The sequence below is a fragment of the Marinobacter salsuginis genome, assembly GCF_009617755.1.
In the GTDB taxonomy this organism is placed as follows: Bacteria; Pseudomonadota; Gammaproteobacteria; order Pseudomonadales; family Oleiphilaceae; genus Marinobacter; species Marinobacter salsuginis.
This window is the reverse complement of the sequence record NZ_BGZH01000001.1, coordinates 2,073,974-2,089,612: the sequence shown is the minus strand read 5'-3', so window position 1 is coordinate 2,089,612 and position 15,639 is coordinate 2,073,974. Positions and strand designations below refer to the sequence as shown.

Below are 15,639 nucleotides of genomic sequence, written 5' to 3'. Positions count from 1 at the left end.
GGAAAAATAATCCGGCCCCCTCACATAAGAACTCACGGATATCGCTGAAAAGACCTTGTCCTAAAGAAATATCATTTGAGTCAGAAAGAGAGGGTGTGGGTGTGCTTTTCTGGCGGGGAAAAGATGTCTGAGCGAAGCGAGTTGCTTTTCCCCATAAGAAAAGCACCCCCATGGCCTCTCAGACTCTCACCAATCAGGCTGCAAAAGCCGGCCTACTCTCCATCTTCCGCAGCAGACTTGAAGAACACCACCTGCTTGACCGTGTGATCGTCCTCGTTCTTGCGCTTGTTCACCCGCGTTTCGAGTTCCGGATTGGCAGGTTGCTCGGAGTCCGACATAGCATCCGTGAAGCCACAGGCGACGCATTCGCGAATCTGCTCATCGTCGTCGGTGGTGTACATCATGATCTTGTCCATCTCCGCGCAGCGGGGACAAACGGCGCCGGCGATAAAGCGTTTTGGACTCGCCATAGTAAAACTCCCGATAAAACATCCGGCAGCCATTACGACTGCCGGCTCAGATTGGGTCAGGCAGCTTCGTCCGTGATGCCGGTTTGTTTCAGCAGCGCATCCACTTGTGGTTCTCGACCCCGGAAGGCCTTGAACAGTTCCATGGGCTCCTGTGAGCCACCTTTCTCCAGGATGTTGTGGAGGAAGGCCTTGCCGGTTTCGGGGTCGAAGATGCCTTTTTCCTCGAACAGGGAGAAGGCATCGGCCGCCAGCACTTCCGCCCACTTGTAGCTGTAGTAACCCGCCGCATAGCCGCCGGCAAAGATGTGCGAGAAGGCGTTCGGGAAGCGGTTGAATTCCGGTGCTTCCACCACGGCGATCTCGCTGCGCACCTTCCGGTGCATGTCCAGCGGGTTGGTCGGCGCCTCGTCCGTGAATTCCGCGTGTAGTCGGAAGTCGAACAGGGAGAATTCAAGCTGGCGCACCATGCCCATGCCAGACTGGAAGTTCTTGGCCGCCAGCAGTTTCTGAAGCAGGTCTTCTGGCAGCGGTTCGCCGGTTTCGTGGTGCGAGGCGATCAGGGCTAGGGATTCCGGGTTCCAACACCAGTTTTCCAGGAACTGGCTGGGCAGCTCGACGGCATCCCAGGCCACGCCGTTGATGCCGGAGACATCCAGCACATCCACCTGGGTCAGCATGTGGTGCAGGCCATGGCCGAATTCGTGGAACAGGGTGGTGACTTCGTCGTGGGTCAGCAGCGACGGCTTGCCGTTCACCGGCGGGGTGAAGTTACAGGTCAGGAAGGCTACCGGCAGCTGGAGCTGGCCACGGAGGTTGCGCCAGCGCACCCGGCAGTCTGCCATCCAGGCGCCGCCACGTTTGCCCTGACGGGCATAGAGGTCGAGATAGAACCAGGCCAGGGGCTCGCCGTCGCGACTGATGCAGTAGGCCGTCGCGTCCTCGTGCCAGGTTTCTACTTCCGGTTTCGTTTCGATCTGTACGTCGAAGAGCTTCTCTGCCACCCGGAACAGGCCGGGCACCACTTTGTTCACCGGGAACCAGGGGCGCAGGGTTTCCGGGGAGATGTCGTAGCGCTTCTGGCGGAGCTTTTCGCTGTAGTAGCCGATATCCCACGCCTGCAGGTCTTCCACGCCGTACTCGTCCTTGGCAAACGCTTTGAGCTCGGCAAACTCTTTCTCGGCCTGGGGTTTGGACTTGGCCGCCAGCTGGTTCAGGAAGCCCAGCACCTCATCGCTGCTGCGGGCCATCTTGGTGGCCAGGGAGCGCTCGGCGTAGTTGTCGAAGCCGAGCAGTTTGGCCTGGGCGTGGCGGCGCTTGAGGATTTCCGCCATCACCGGGGTGTTGTCCCACTGGCCGGCATCCGGGCCCTGGTCAGAGGCACGGGTTACAAAGGCCTCGTAGACTTCTCGGCGCAGTTCCCGGTTGTCGCAGTAGGTCATCACGGGGTAAAAGCTGGGGAAATCCAGGGTGATCACATAGCCATCCAGCTCTTTCTGGCGGGCGGTCTGCTTGGCGCTTTCAATGGCTGTCTCGGGAACGCCAGCCAGTTCATCCACGTCAGTGATCTGCTTGTACCAGTGCTGGGTGGCATCCAGCACGTTGTCGCTGAACTTGTTGGACAGCTCGGACAGCTCCCGGGACAAGTCGGCATACTGCTTTTTCTTGTCTTCCGGCAGGTCGACGCCGCCGAGGTGGAAATCCCGCAGGGTGTTTTCCACGGCCTTACGCTGGGCTTCGTTCAGATCCTTGAAATCGTCCCGTTCGGCAAGCTTCTTCCATGCGTTGCAGAGGGTCGCGTTCTGGCTCACCTCGGTGCTGTATTCGGTGAGCTTTTCGAGGCAGTTCTTGTAAACCTTGCGCAGCTCGTCGTTGTTCATCACACCGTTGAGGTGGGAAATCACGGCCCAGGCATTGCTCAGTTTGTCGTCCAGCGCTTGCATGGGCTGTGCGAGGGTCTCCCAGGTGGGATCTTCCTGCTCGGCAAGCTGGCTGATTTTCATCCGGTTTTCACTGAGAATCTGGTCGATTGCCGTTTCCATGTGCTCGGTGCGAACATGGTCGAACTTCGGCAACAGGTCGTCAGTCAGTAACGGGTTATTCATAGGTCCCCTTCTCAGCTAGTCGAATCTTGGGTAGTTTGGTTTATCAAATCTGCGGGGCAGGCACTTGTGGGAGAGGTTCTTCCAAAACGCGCTCCTGGCGGCACATCCATGTGGCGCTTGACTGTCGCCATCCATGGCGACAGACAGTTTTGGAAGAACCTCTCCCACAAGTGCCCCGGGCCTCCGGGTTAACGCTTGTAAAAACAATCTTGCAGGTAGTATGTAATGACGAATATACGTTCACACAAGGGTATCACGCCACATTTTGGGGAACGGGCATGGGTAGATCCAAGTGCCGTGGTGATTGGCGATGTCGAAACCGGGGATGATGTTTCTATCTGGCCGATGACCGTGGTGCGTGGCGATATGCACAAGATCCGCATTGGGCACCGGTGCAGCATCCAGGATGGGTCGGTTCTGCATATTACCCACGCCAGTGACTACAATCCCGGTGGTTATCCGCTCACCCTGGGCGACGATGTGACGGTGGGCCATAAGGCGCTGCTGCATGGCTGCACCATTGGCAGCCGGGTTCTGGTAGGCATGGGTTGCATCATTATGGATGGCGCCGTGGTGGAGGACGAGGTGATTGTTGCAGCGGGCTGCCTGGTGCCGCCGGGCAAGACCCTGAAATCCGGGCACCTTTACGTGGGATCCCCCTGCAAAAAAGCCCGGGCGCTGACCGAGAAGGAGCGGGGGTTCTTCAAATACACCGCCGCCAATTACGTCCGCCTGAAGGACGAATACCTTAACGATCAGTAAGCCAGTGGTCTGAACGTGAGCCCGTAGCCGTATGAATCGGGGTAACCCTGCTGCATGGCGGAGGCCTCTGTGGACACATCGGACGAACCCTTTAATAGAGCTTTGCTTTACCTGCGCGCGGCAGGCCACGATACCGGTCCCGAAACCCGGGCACGGTTGCAGAGCATGCTGCAGGCTCGAGGGGCTGGACGCCGGGCTTTGAGTACCGGCCAGTTGCTGGAGCTGATGCCTCAGTGGTTCGCCCTACCCGGGCCTCGACAGGGTCATCATCTCCCACCCATTACCCGGGCCAGTATCGGATACCCCCGTGAGTAGTTCCGATTCCTGGCGCAACGTTGCCCTGCGGCGGCGCTTGCTGCTTGTCTTCCTTGTGGCCACTCAGACACTGGTGGGCATGTTGCTGTTTTCCCGGACTGTGCCGGAGCAGGCAGGTTCCGTAACAATCGCGGCGCTGTTGACGGTGTTCGGGGTTCTGTTTGCCTGGATTGGGGTGGGTTTCTGGACGGCGGTTTTCGGGTTCGTCGCTCTGCGCTTCGGCGGGGACGGCTGGAGCCTTTCCAGGCGCGTAGGGCCCATTGGGTGCAGGGAGTTATTGTCGGCCCCAACCGCCGTTGTGATGCCCATCTGCCATGAACCGGTGCAACATACTCTCGGTGGCTTGAAAGCAATCATCGAGGACCTTGGGCAACGTGGACAAGCCCGCGCCGTGGATTTCTACGTGCTATCGGACAGTCGGGACCCGGACATCTGGCTCGAGGAACAGGCAACCTGCGAGCAAATTCGTCGGGAGCTTGGCCCCCATCAACATTTGTTCTACCGGCGTCGCAACGTCAACCTGAACTACAAGAGCGGCAATATTGCCGATTTCCTGCGTCGATGGGGCCGCCGCTACCGCTACATGGTCGTTCTGGACGCCGACAGCCTGCTCAGTGCCAACTGCATTACCCGGCTTATCCAGCTGATGGAGGCCCGGCCTGAGGCCGGGATTATCCAGACCACACCCCGACTGGCCCGTGCAGAAACCCGGTTTGCCCGCCTGCAACAGTTTGCCAACCGCTGCTATGGCAGGCTCTACAGCGCAGGACTGGCCGCCATTCAACTGGGTGAGGCCACCTACTGGGGCCACAATGCGATCATCAGGGTAGCCCCGTTCATGGCCCACTGCGGTCTGCGCAAGCTTCAGGGCCCGGGCCTGTTCCGGGGGCCGGTACTCAGCCATGATTTTATTGAGGCTGCGCTGATGGGCCGGGCAGGCTACGAAGTGTGGCTGGAACCTGCCATCGCCGGCAGTTTTGAGGAATCACCGCCAACCCTGGAAGACGACCTGATCCGCGACCGTAGGTGGTGTCGTGGCAATCTCCAGCACCTCTGGCTGCTGGCAACCATGGGCAAACTACGGCTGGCCCACCGGATGGCCCTGGTAACCGGCATTCTCTCTTACCTGGCTTCTCCACTCTGGCTGGTTTTCCTGGGCCTGTCCGGATTTGTGGCGTTGGCCGGACCGTCAGCAACGCCGGCACTGCCGGGGGTGATGGCCACAACGGAGGCGGGCTCAAGCGCAGGGGCACTGCTGGTCGCCGTGACCGCACTGCTACTCTTTGGGCCACGACTTCTGGCCGTAGGGGACCATTGGTTGGCTGGAAGAACTGCCAGATTCGGAGGTCTGTTCAGGCTCTGTGCCAATACCTTTCTCGAAACACTCGCGGCCCTGGCACTGGCGCCCATCCGGATGCTGGTTCACACGCTCCATGTGGTTCAGGCTGTGCTGAATCTCAACGTGGGCTGGCAGGGGCAAAACAGGTCCGGCGGCCTCAGTCCGGGGCTGAGTCTCCGGCTCTATGGCCTGCTCCTCGCCTCGGCGGCGGCAGGCCTGACCCTCATTCACTGGCATGCGCCAACGCTGACGCCCTGGGCCCTGCCGGTCATGGCACCGGTGTTGTTGGCACCTGCTCTGGCCTACTGGCTTGGTCGAACCCCAGGCTTGGGCACCTGGCTGCAAGTGCCAGAGGATGAGCAAACCACCCGAGTGATTGAGCTGGCCGAGACCACCGGCTCACTCAGCCATGATCCGGGTCGTTTGAGCTGGTTTGAACAGGTGGTTCTGTCGCCTGTCTTTGCCGGGGTTACAGACTACGACGCACTGCCAGCCACCGGTAGAAAGGCACGGGCGCTGGCGTGCCTGGTTGATCGCTGCGCCATTGAAGGCAAAAAGGCCCTTAATCACCGTGAACTCAGTCTGATCTGCAACCATCCGGAAGCCCTGAAAGCGCTGCATTGGCGAGCCTGGCATGCCTCGCACGAATCACCCTGGCGGGAGGTGCTGGTCCGCATGGCCCGGTCTCTTGAGCGAAGGCCTCCGGCACCGGTGTCCTTGCCCCGCCAGCCAGCAGCCCTGACATGGGCAGAGGCAGCTTCGTGATACTGGTCTGGCTGCTGCTTCTGAACGGATTATTCCTTTTGCCTTCCTTGGCTTTGCCCGGCGACACGCCCTGGTTTTCTCTGGAGGCCCTGATCGTCTGGGCCCTAATTTGCGGACTCAGTAAGCCAGAGCAAAAGTATCGCGTCGGCCAGATACTGGCTGTTCTTTATGGACTACTGGTTCTTCTTGTCCTGGCCGATGCCCTGGTGCGGGAAAGCCTGGGCCGTGGTCTTAACCTGTATCTGGAGTTGGGTCTGCTGGACGCAGCCTGGAACCTCCTGGATACCAACCTGGGTGCCGGTCTGGCGGTGCTGGCCCTCCTCATTCTGGCAGCCTTACTTGCCGGGGTGGGTCACCTGTTTCGGTACGGACTGGAACGGCTGGCACAGCACTCTCCGGCTCGCCTTGGCAAACCGCTCTGGCTGGTATCCGGACTGTTCCTGGCCGGGGCCGTAACCCCGTGGATTGGCAGCCCGGCGCTGGCCTTCGTTGCCAATCAGGCCTCCCTGATCACTCATACACACCAGACCACCCGGAACTTTGCGAAAGAGCTGAACGCCGGGCCCGGTCGACAGAGCCAACCCTCACCGCTGGCGAAGCTGGCGCAAACGGATGTGATTCTGGGGTTCATTGAGTCCTATGGCGTCTCGACCGTTACGGACGAACGCTACCGCTCCCTGGTCGGCCCGGGCCTCGAAGCGATGGGCCAGTCGCTTGACGCTGCGGGGCTCACGGTCGCCACAGGCCGACTGCAGTCGCCAATCCAGGGTGGCCAGTCCTGGCTCGGCCACCTTTCCGTTCTCAGCGGCCAGTGGATTCACAACCAGCTTGCCTACGAAACCCTGCTCAGCAGCGGCTACGCCACCCTGATCGATGATTTCCGAAGTACCGGACACAAAACCCTGGCCGTGATGCCGGCGATCACCCGGGCCTGGCCCGAGGGACGACTGTTTCGCTATGACCGGATCTACGATCACGACGACCTGGATTACCAGGGGCCACCGTTCAACTGGGTCACCATGCCCGATCAATATACCTGGCACCGGTTCCAGGCCATTCGCGACAGCCATCAGGGTCCTTTGTTCGCTGAACTTGCCCTGATCAGCAGCCACGCGCCCTGGGTTCCAATCCTGCCGGTGCTTGATGACTGGCAAAGCATTGGCAACGGAGAGGTGTTCCAGCGCTGGAAAGGCGCTGGCGAGGCACCGGTTTCGCTATGGCGCGACCCGGACCGGGTCCGCAAGCATTACGGACAGGCCATTGCCTATGCCCTGGAGGTTGCCGGAGGCTTTGCCGCCCACTATCTGAGCCAGAACGCGCTGATGATCATCCTGGGTGACCATCAGCCAGCTCCCCTGATCACGGGTGAGGAAGCCAGCCGCGATGTCATTGTTCATGTCGTCAGTGCAGACCCGAAACTGGTAGAACCGTTTTTGTCCGGTGAATTGCCGGGATTTCGACCCGGTATCCGGCCCGATCCGGAAACACCCGGAGCCACAATGAGCCGTTTCCGACCCTTTCTGCACCGTCATTTCGGTCAACCCTGAACCCGATTTGACCCTGATCAAAATTCCATCAACCTCACCCTTGAAAACATCCGCTATGCACCTACATTCGGAAATAGCAGAGGTTCACGGATAACCATCCGGCTGGCGCCACCGGCATGGAGCAGTTCCGCGATCGAAGCTGATGCTCAACTATTCAGATTCGTTTCGTTTAAAAAAGGAGGGCTGCCTTATGAGCAATCTTACCCGCTGGAATCCGGTCAATGAGTTCGAAGACCTGATGAACCGTTATAACCGCATGTTCGGCCTGACCCGCTCAGGCGGCGAGCGCGAAGGCAAGGACCTGTTCAGCCGCAGCGACTGGGCTCCGGCCGTGGACATCAAGGAGACTCCGGAAGCCTTCACCATTGAGGCCGAGCTGCCGGGCATGTCCAAGGAAGACGTGAAGGTGACAGTGCACGAGGGCGTTCTGAGCATTCAGGGTGAGCGCAAGAGTGAAGATGAAACCAAGGACAAGAAGCATCACCGGATTGAGCGCTTCTACGGTAGCTTCCTGCGTCGCTTCACGCTGCCGGAGAACGTTGATGAAAACAGCGTGAAGGCGAACTTCAAGGACGGTATGCTGACCCTGACACTCCAGAAGGCCGAGCCCAAAGAGCCCAAGGCCATCGAGGTCGACGTGCAGTAAACGCCGGAAATCTCAGTCAGCGACAGACGGCCGCACCGGGTTCAGTTTCCGGCTGCGGTCGTTGTTCTGGCGCCGGCCTTTTCCAGGGCACTGGCGTACTCCACACTGCGCCGATGCTGGGAGATCAGGTCCAGAATGGTCTCTCCGTCCGGACCTGGGGCGTTCAGATCCCGATTTTCGGCAACAAAAAACCCGATAAAGCGTTCAAAGTCTTCCGCCCGCATGGCCTGGTAGGCTTTCAACAGGGCATGGTAATCAGCATTCTCGTCAGCATCCCAGGGGCGGATATCCAGAAAACTCCTCACCCGCTCGTCGCTCCATTCTTCGCCAATCACTTTCGGCTTGTCCGGTCCACTCATGGTTGCTCTCTCGCTTTGCTGTGCCAGTCAGTTATCGGTCGCACAGTATAAAGCCCTGAAAGCAGGACAGTTATATGGATTGCTCATGAGAAGCTACGCACCGGCTATAAGACTCAGGGCATGATTTCGACAGGCAGGTCGCCAGTGGGAACCTCATCGCTGCATTCGGGGTTGCGGATGGCGATTTCCACTCGCCGGTTCAGGGCCCGGTTCTCCGGCGTGTCGTTGGGCGCAAGCGGGTTGGTCTCGGCACGCCCGGCCGCCACCACCCGCTCAGCCGGTACCTGACGGTTCATCACCAGCTCGTGCACCACCGACACGGCACGGGCCGCGGAAAGATCCCAGTTGGAGCGGTAGCGGTCGCTGGAAATCGGCCGGTCATCGGTGTAACCGGACACCAACACATCGCCGGTACACGCCGAGAGCACGTTCACCACCCGTTCGATGATCGGGATCATTTCCGGTTTGATGGCGGCATCACCGGATCGAAAAGTAGCCTCCTCGGAAAAGCGGATCACCACCTGGTTCTGGTCGTAATTGACACTCAACGCTTCGGAGGCCACCTCCGATTCCAGCTCCCGGATCATCCGGCTGGCCAGATCAATCACACCACCGGGAATCTGCGTGGGCGCGGCCCCCTCGGCCCGCTCATCGATGAATTCGGGCTCCCGGGTCTGGGACTCGGTGGGCTCGGGCAGGGAGACGGTATCCGATTCGATCATGGTCAGTGGGGAGCCGCCGATATCCTCGGCCAGGACGTTGCTGGAGCCAAAAGCCACCGCCATGGAATTCGCCATGGCACGGTACTTCTCAACGTCCATTTCGGCAAACGACAGCAGCAGGATGAAAAAAGTCAGCAGTAGGGTGGCCAGATCGGCGAAGGTAACGATCCAGCCCGGCGTCTGGTTCTGCAAACGCTTCCGGTTTTTCTTCTGGACCAGTTCCAAACCCTCAGGCCTCCCGCTCCGGCGCCAGGCCGGTGCGCTGTTCCGGGTGGACAAACGAGGACAGCAGTTCGGTCATCACCCGGGGATTCTCGCCGCGCATGATGTTCTTGATGGACGTGATGATTAGCATCTGGTTCCGGGACTCATCCTCGGCTTTCAGTTGCAGCTTGTCGGCCAGGGGCAGGGCAATCAGCTGGGCAATGAACGCACCGTAAAGGGTAGTGAGCAGGGCGATCGCCATGGCCGGACCAATGGAGGATGGGTCATCCAGGGTATTAAGCATCTGTACCAGGCCCACCAGGGTGCCCAGCATGCCAATGGCCGGGGCGGATTCACCGATACCCCGGAACACCCGCTCGGCCACTTCGTACCGCTCGGCAGTCTGTTGAGTTTCCTGGGCCAGCGCCTCTTCCACCAGTTCCGGCGGGTGACCGTCGACACACAGATTGATCGCCTTCTGAAGGAACGCGTTGTCAGTCTGGTGGTTCTCCAGGCCCAGAATGCCTTCCTTACGCACCACCATGGCCAGCGAGCCCACTTCCCGGATCAGTTCCGTTGGCCGCGCCATACGGTCGGTAAAGGCAGCAGACATGGCCAGCCGGAAAGCGCTCATCACCGATGCCATGCGGAATTTGATCAGGGTAACCGCAAAGGTGCCACCCAACACGATGGCCAGCCCCGGAAGATTCAGGAACGTCAGGAAGGAGGCATTGGCCAGCATCGCCAGAATGACGATAAGAACACCGGCGACAAGCCCGACAAGGGTAAGAATATCCATCGAAAATCCCTACGGAAGTTGACCATGAGCATAGCCCATCACGGGCACAACGGCTCAGTCGTTACGCAATTCATCGATGACGGGGCCGGTGGCAGGGCTCACCCCGCGCCAGATCCGGAACGATTCCGCTGCCTGCTCCACCAGCATACCAAGCCCGTCGTGAACGATCTGTGCGCCCTGTTCAAGTGCCCACCGGTTAAAGGTGGTGGTCTGCAGAGAATACATCATGTCGTAGACCACGGTTTTCTCTGCAATCACCTTCGGTGACAGCGGGGGCAAATCGCCCTGGAGGCTGGCGCTGGTACCGTTGATGATCAAATCAAACGGCTCAGAGGGCTGTTCGAATCCGCAGGCAGAAAGCCTGGTCTCGCCAGCCACGGGTGTAAACAGTTCAACCAGGGCCTCAGCCTTGGCTACGGTTCGGTTGGCGATGGTAATAGCGCCAGGATGCTCTGCCAGGATCGGACCCAGAACACCCCGAACGGCGCCTCCGGCACCGAGCACCAGGATCCGCGCTGCGTTCAGGGTGACACCGTGGTTTATGAGCAAGTCACGGACAATACCGCACCCGTCGGTATTGTCAGCGACAAGCACGCCATCACCATCCAGGTACAGGGTATTGGCGGCCCCGGCATTCTCGGCACGCTCGGTACGACGGTCCGCCAGCTTCCAGGCTTCTTCCTTGAAAGGCACGGTCACATTGAGGCCCTTCCCGCCCCGCTCGAAGAACTGTTTTACGGTGCCGGCGAAATCATCCCGCGGCGCCTGTATCGCCGTGTACTCAACCGGCTCACCGGTCTCGCTGGCAAACAGGCTGTGAATCCTGGGTGATTTGCTGTGGCTGATGGGGTTGCCAACCACCGCGTATAGATCGTTAGTCATGCTGCGCCTCCAGCCAGTCCCGGCCGGTCAGGAAATAGTCGGTTAGCCGGGCTTCCTCCGAGCCAGGCTCCGCGGTCCGGTTGTAATCCCAGCGCACCAGGGGCGGCAGGGACATCAGGATGGATTCCGTCCGACCGCCGGATTGCAGGCCAAACAGCGTACCGCGGTCATAGACAAGATTGAACTCCACGTACCGTCCTCGACGATAGAGCTGGAAGTCCCGCTCGCGGTCACCGTATGGATGGTCCATGCGGCGCCGGACTATGGGCTCGTAGGCTTCAATATAGCTGTCACCTACCGCTTTCATCAGGCCGAAATCCTGCTCGAAGTCGCCTGTGTTGTGGTCGTCAAAAAACAGACCACCAACGCCGCGGGGTTCATCCCGGTGTTTCAGATAAAAGTAATCATCGCACCAATGCTTGAAGCGCTTGTAGGTGCCCTCTCCAAACGGCTCGCAGGCGTCGCGGGCTGTCTGGTGCCAGTGCACACAGTCTTCTTCGAAACCGTAGTAAGGCGTGAGGTCGTAGCCACCACCAAACCAGTACACTGGCTCACTGCCCTTCGGTGTGGCGATGAAAAACCGGACGTTGGCGTGGGACGTCGGCACAAAAGGGTTGTTGGGGTGGATAACCAGCGACACCCCCATGGCCTGCCAGGGAGCACCGGCCAGATGCGGGCGGTGGGCGGTGGCGGAGGCCGGCATGGTGTCACCCATCACATGGGAAAAATTGACACCGCCTTTCTCGAACACGCGACCCTCTGTAATAACACGGCTGATACCACCGCCACCCTCAGGTCGGTCCCAGGCATCCCGAATGAAAGATGCGCCCTCATCGAGGGCCTCCAGCCGGCTACAGATCGACTCCTGCAATCCCAGCAGATACTGCTTTACCGCCTGGCTATCGGGTTGCTGTGGCATAAACGCTCCTAACGAAGTTGCTGACCGCTGACAATATCAATAATACGGCTGGGTTTGCGATTACCGCCCAATGCGCCGGGCACGATCCAGTCAAGCTGATCGCCGAAATAGCGCCGGACTTGCCAGATATGCCGGGCCGGCTGGCGCCCTGCCGGGTTGCAGGAGGTGGAAACCAGGGGCATTCCCGCCGCCTTACACAGGGCGCCCACCACGGGGTGCTCGCTGACCCGCACCGCGATGGAGGTGTGCTTCCCGCGCACCCATTCCGGGATCTGCCGCTCGACATCGGGCAGGAGGCAGGTCACAGGTCCCGGCCAGTAGCGCTCTGCCTCGTCTTGAAGCGCCTGAGACAGGGGCTCCAGAAGGAAGCGGATCTGGTCGACAGACGAAGCCACCAGAATCACGCCTTTCTCAACCGGGCGCTGCTTCAGCTCCAGAATCCGCTCCACCGCCTCCTGATCCCAGGGATCACAACCCAGGCCCCAGACAGCCTCGGTAGGATAGGCGATAACACCGCCACTGAAAATCGTGCGGCGGGCACAATGCAGTTGCCAGTCAGAAAGGGGATGGGAATCGGGCATGCGCCTCTGTCAGGGTTGATCAGGGTAGATGTTCACACCGGTTTCACGCGACTTTCTGATAGCCCCCCGGAGCCGAACTGATGAGCCCCTGCAACTCGAGAAGCAACAGGGACTGCATGAGCTGGTCGGCAGGGAGACCGGTCGCTGAACTCAGTGCATCGGTTGATTGTGGATCATACCCTAAAGCCTCAAACACCGCGATTTCCCGGCTGTCCAATCCGGCCAGGAGTCCTTTACCCTGCGGCTTTGGCTCTGGCGCCGAGTCAGGGCTGGCCTTAAGCGGCGCAGACCACCAGGCACCCAACTCTTCGAGAATGTCGTCCACCGTCTCAACCAGTCGAGCCCCCTGTTTGATCAAGTGATGACAGCCCCGGGCAACCGGACTGTGCACCGACCCGGGAATAGCGAAAACTTCACGCCCCTGTTCCAACGCCATTCGCGCAGTAATCAGGGAGCCACTGCGCAGACCCGCCTCCACCACCAGCACGCCTCGGCTCAGGCCGCTGATAATACGGTTGCGCTGGGGAAAGTGGGCGGCTCGTGCCGGCGTACCGGGGGGATACTCGGAAATCATCAGACCATGCTGAATGACCCGCTCACCAAGCCGTCGATGCTGATGGGGGTAGATGCGGTCCAGGCCGCGACCAACTACCGCGATGGTCGGAAACCCGGTAACGAGCGCACCGGCGTGGGCAGCACCATCAACACCAAGCGCCAGACCACTGGTCACCAGTAATTCCCGGGAACTGAGTTCCGCAGCAAACCGTCGGGCATGGTCCAGGCCGGCCGGCGTGGCCTTCCGGCTGCCGATTATGCCGATCTGGTCCCGGGCCATAAGCCCCGTATCACCGAGGGTATACAGCACCAGGGGCGCGTCGTGGATGTGCCGCAACTGCTCCGGGTAATGACTATCCGGCCAGGTCAGAATCCCGATGCCATGCTTGCAGCAATTGTCCCTGATCGCCCGGACCTCGCGTACCGCCGGATGGGCATCATCCTGCTTTTGCCAGGCCTGGATTGCCGCCGTGGCGTCTGCAGTCATGCCCATGGCCCGCAAGGTGGCGGCATTCATTGAAAGGAGTCGGGGCAGGTCAGGAAATTCTGTCAGCAGTTCACGCCGACGGGCACGGCCAACGTCTGGCAGGCATGTCAGAAACAGCCATTGGGCTGTGGCAGAGGAAAACACGGCATCGTCCTTGGAAAAAGCGAGGCCGGACCTTCCTGGTCCGGCCGTTGCATCTGTCGGTAATCAGTCAATCAGGGGTTGGTAACCTTGTCACCCACTGTCAAAGCACGGGTGGCCTGAAGTACCAGGCCGTAGCTCATTTTTTCGTAGGCCTGGAATACCATCAGCAGCCCGGCACGCTCGGAGGGCAGTTCGATGGTTTCTCCGGTTACCGGATCGCGAACCAGATTGCCGCTTTTCAGCACGGCCATCACGTTGCCCGCTTCCAGCCCTTCGCGGGTACCTCGGTTGATGGCCACCACATCGAACTGACCGATCTGGCTCACACCGCCGTCGACGGAGATCATCTGTCCTTCCACATCCTGGTCAGGAGCGCTGGGCACAAAGCTGGTGGTCAGACGACGGTCTTCGCTCACCATCAGCCGGTCACCAATGCGAACTTCTTCGCTGGAGCTGGTCAGATTTACGGTCAGCACGTCGCCGTTTTCCCGGGCCACGTCACCACGGGCAATACTCCGGGCCTCCAGACCAAGGAATTCGCCAGTTTCCGGGTCGCGGAACTCCTTGCTGCGGCGGAAGATACCCACTTTGTCCGCAGGCTTCTCGCCACGGGCATAGAGTTTGTCGCCGGCACCGGTAATAATCCGGCCATCTTCCCCTTCCAGAACGTAAGGGGCGCCATTGATTTCTTCCGGGCTGACAATACGGGTGTCGGTGAGGAAGCTGCCAATGGCATCCAGCGGGATAGCCGGGATCGGCGTGTCGATGGGCTCGGACCGAACCTTCGGCGACAGCTTCACCACATCGCTGCTGGCCACCTTGGTAATTCGGGGTTTGCCGTCGATGTAAACCAGGGCAAGGCGATCACCAGGATAAATAAGGTGAGGGTTGGCGACCTGCGGGTTCACATGCCATATTTCCGGCCAGTACCAGGGATTATTCAGAAAACGGGCCGAGATGTCCCAGAGGGTGTCACCCTTCACAACGGTGTAACGCTCGGGATGATCGGACCGCAGCTCCGGTGCAGCATGGGCCCAGGAGGTTATAAGCAGCGTAGTTGCTGCCAGAGCGTACAGCAGTTTCCTCATTGTGTAAGTCCTTGATCGCGTGCCTTGATTCTTTGCATTCTGTTGGGATGCAGTCAGTTACCTGCAGCTTATTACGTTGTTATTCCAGTTACTATAGAAGAAGTCTCGCAAATTGTGATGTTATCTTTTGTTCTTCCAGTAAATTCTATCCCGCCGCTGAAAGATTTTAACTATTAACTGATCAGTTTGTACTCAATCGACGAATTGTTGGATAATACGCTTATTGGCGCTGATAACCCTTCCAGCCGTTGAAAGCTGGGGCCTTGCCCCGATAATAGTAGAGGCAGGGCGGAAATTTGCGCAGTACGCTGTCGCATTTCGAAGATCGGTTTCACATTGTTACAAACAGCAGCAAAGTCATGAGGGGTGCCGCCCTGTAAACTGGGGGCATCCCGACATACAGGCAAAAGATCGACCTATGATACTAGAGATTCTCGAATACCCGGATCCCCGTCTGCGCACCATTGCCAAGCCGGTAGAAGAGGTCACGGACGCCGACCGCAAGCTGATCGACGACATGTTCGAGACCATGTACGATGCGCCCGGTATTGGCCTGGCGGCGACTCAGGTCAACGTTCATAAACAGATCATTGTCATGGATCTGTCGGAGGACAAGAGCGAGCCGCGGGTGTTTATCAATCCGGAGGTAACCGTGCTGGATGGCGAGAAAGAGGCCATGCAGGAGGGCTGCCTGTCGGTTCCGGGATTCTACGAAGATGTCGAACGGATTGAACACTGTATGATCCGGGCGCTGGACAGGGACGGCAAACCGTTTGAACTGGAGGCGAAAGGTCTGCTCGCAGTCTGCATCCAGCATGAGATGGATCACCTGAACGGGAAGCTGTTCGTTGACTACCTCAGCTCGCTAAAGCGTAACCGGATTCGCAAGAAGCTGGAGAAGCAGCACAAGAAGAGCGCCTGATCAGGCTGCAGGCGAGCGAATAACCAGACAC

General features: G+C 59.4%; 16 protein-coding genes. 6 read left to right on the top strand and 10 right to left on the bottom strand.

Annotation, left to right across the window (positions count from 1 at the left end; all coding sequences use genetic code 11):
* Positions 1-212 precede the first annotated feature (212 nt).
* Positions 213-470, bottom strand: coding sequence for a YheV family putative zinc ribbon protein (locus tag GJU83_RS09465; RefSeq protein WP_069182456.1), 258 nt, complete (start codon positions 468-470; stop codon positions 213-215).
* 56 nt (positions 471-526) lie between these two features.
* Positions 527-2,572 carry an oligopeptidase A gene (gene prlC / locus GJU83_RS09460; RefSeq protein WP_069182455.1) on the bottom strand — a complete coding sequence of 682 codons (2,046 nt, stop codon included), beginning with the start codon at positions 2,570-2,572 and terminating at the stop codon, positions 527-529.
* A 225-nt stretch (positions 2,573-2,797) separates the two neighbouring features.
* Between prlC and GJU83_RS09455 the strand changes: the two genes are divergently transcribed.
* From GJU83_RS09455 to GJU83_RS09435, 5 genes are all read left to right on the top strand, one after another.
* Complete coding sequence (locus GJU83_RS09455; protein ID WP_069182454.1) at positions 2,798-3,334, top strand: gamma carbonic anhydrase family protein; 537 nt, start codon at positions 2,798-2,800, stop codon at positions 3,332-3,334.
* Positions 3,335-3,403: 69 nt separating this feature from the next.
* Positions 3,404-3,649, top strand: coding sequence for a hypothetical protein (locus GJU83_RS09450; RefSeq protein ID WP_083231758.1), 246 nt, complete (start codon positions 3,404-3,406; stop codon positions 3,647-3,649).
* On the top strand, positions 3,642-5,753 hold the full coding sequence (gene mdoH / locus GJU83_RS09445; protein WP_153634173.1) for a glucans biosynthesis glucosyltransferase MdoH: 2,112 nt from the start codon (positions 3,642-3,644) through the stop codon (positions 5,751-5,753). The genes GJU83_RS09450 and mdoH overlap by 8 nt, the downstream gene beginning before the upstream one ends.
* A complete protein-coding gene (locus tag GJU83_RS09440; RefSeq protein WP_069182453.1) occupies positions 5,732-7,300 on the top strand; it encodes an alkaline phosphatase family protein in 1,569 nt (522 codons plus the stop codon). The genes mdoH and GJU83_RS09440 overlap by 22 nt, the downstream gene beginning before the upstream one ends.
* Before the next feature lie 190 nt (positions 7,301-7,490).
* Positions 7,491-7,946 (top strand): Hsp20/alpha crystallin family protein, encoded by a 456-nt coding sequence (locus GJU83_RS09435; RefSeq protein ID WP_069182452.1) that lies wholly within the window; start codon positions 7,491-7,493, stop codon positions 7,944-7,946.
* A gap of 41 nt (positions 7,947-7,987) precedes the next feature.
* Here the strand turns inward: GJU83_RS09435 and GJU83_RS09430 are convergent, their stop codons facing one another.
* The 8 genes from GJU83_RS09430 to GJU83_RS09395 form a co-directional block, all read right to left on the bottom strand.
* Positions 7,988-8,305 carry a PA4642 family protein gene (locus tag GJU83_RS09430; protein WP_069182451.1) on the bottom strand — a complete coding sequence of 106 codons (318 nt, stop codon included), beginning with the start codon at positions 8,303-8,305 and terminating at the stop codon, positions 7,988-7,990.
* Between the two features lie 113 nt (positions 8,306-8,418).
* Positions 8,419-9,252, bottom strand: a complete 834-nt coding sequence (locus GJU83_RS09425; RefSeq protein ID WP_069182450.1) for a flagellar motor protein MotB — start codon at positions 9,250-9,252, stop codon at positions 8,419-8,421.
* Between the two features lie 4 nt (positions 9,253-9,256).
* Positions 9,257-10,030 carry a motility protein A gene (locus GJU83_RS09420; protein ID WP_069182449.1) on the bottom strand — a complete coding sequence of 258 codons (774 nt, stop codon included), beginning with the start codon at positions 10,028-10,030 and terminating at the stop codon, positions 9,257-9,259.
* 54 nt (positions 10,031-10,084) lie between these two features.
* Entirely contained in the window at positions 10,085-10,912 is an 828-nt protein-coding gene (aroE, locus tag GJU83_RS09415) for a shikimate dehydrogenase (RefSeq protein ID WP_069182448.1), read from the bottom strand.
* A complete protein-coding gene (gene hemF / locus GJU83_RS09410) occupies positions 10,905-11,831 on the bottom strand; it encodes an oxygen-dependent coproporphyrinogen oxidase (protein WP_069182447.1) in 927 nt (308 codons plus the stop codon). The genes aroE and hemF overlap by 8 nt, the downstream gene beginning before the upstream one ends.
* 8 nt (positions 11,832-11,839) lie before the next feature.
* Positions 11,840-12,412 carry an L-threonylcarbamoyladenylate synthase type 1 TsaC gene (tsaC, locus tag GJU83_RS09405; protein ID WP_069182446.1) on the bottom strand — a complete coding sequence of 191 codons (573 nt, stop codon included), beginning with the start codon at positions 12,410-12,412 and terminating at the stop codon, positions 11,840-11,842.
* A gap of 43 nt (positions 12,413-12,455) precedes the next feature.
* Complete coding sequence (dprA, locus tag GJU83_RS09400; protein ID WP_153634172.1) at positions 12,456-13,598, bottom strand: DNA-processing protein DprA; 1,143 nt, start codon at positions 13,596-13,598, stop codon at positions 12,456-12,458.
* 71 nt (positions 13,599-13,669) lie between these two features.
* Positions 13,670-14,686, bottom strand: a complete 1,017-nt coding sequence (locus GJU83_RS09395; RefSeq protein ID WP_069182444.1) for a LysM peptidoglycan-binding domain-containing protein — start codon at positions 14,684-14,686, stop codon at positions 13,670-13,672.
* Between the two features lie 418 nt (positions 14,687-15,104).
* Between GJU83_RS09395 and def the strand changes: the two genes are divergently transcribed.
* Positions 15,105-15,608 carry a peptide deformylase gene (gene def, locus GJU83_RS09390; RefSeq protein WP_069182443.1) on the top strand — a complete coding sequence of 168 codons (504 nt, stop codon included), beginning with the start codon at positions 15,105-15,107 and terminating at the stop codon, positions 15,606-15,608.
* Positions 15,609-15,639 lie beyond the last annotated feature (31 nt).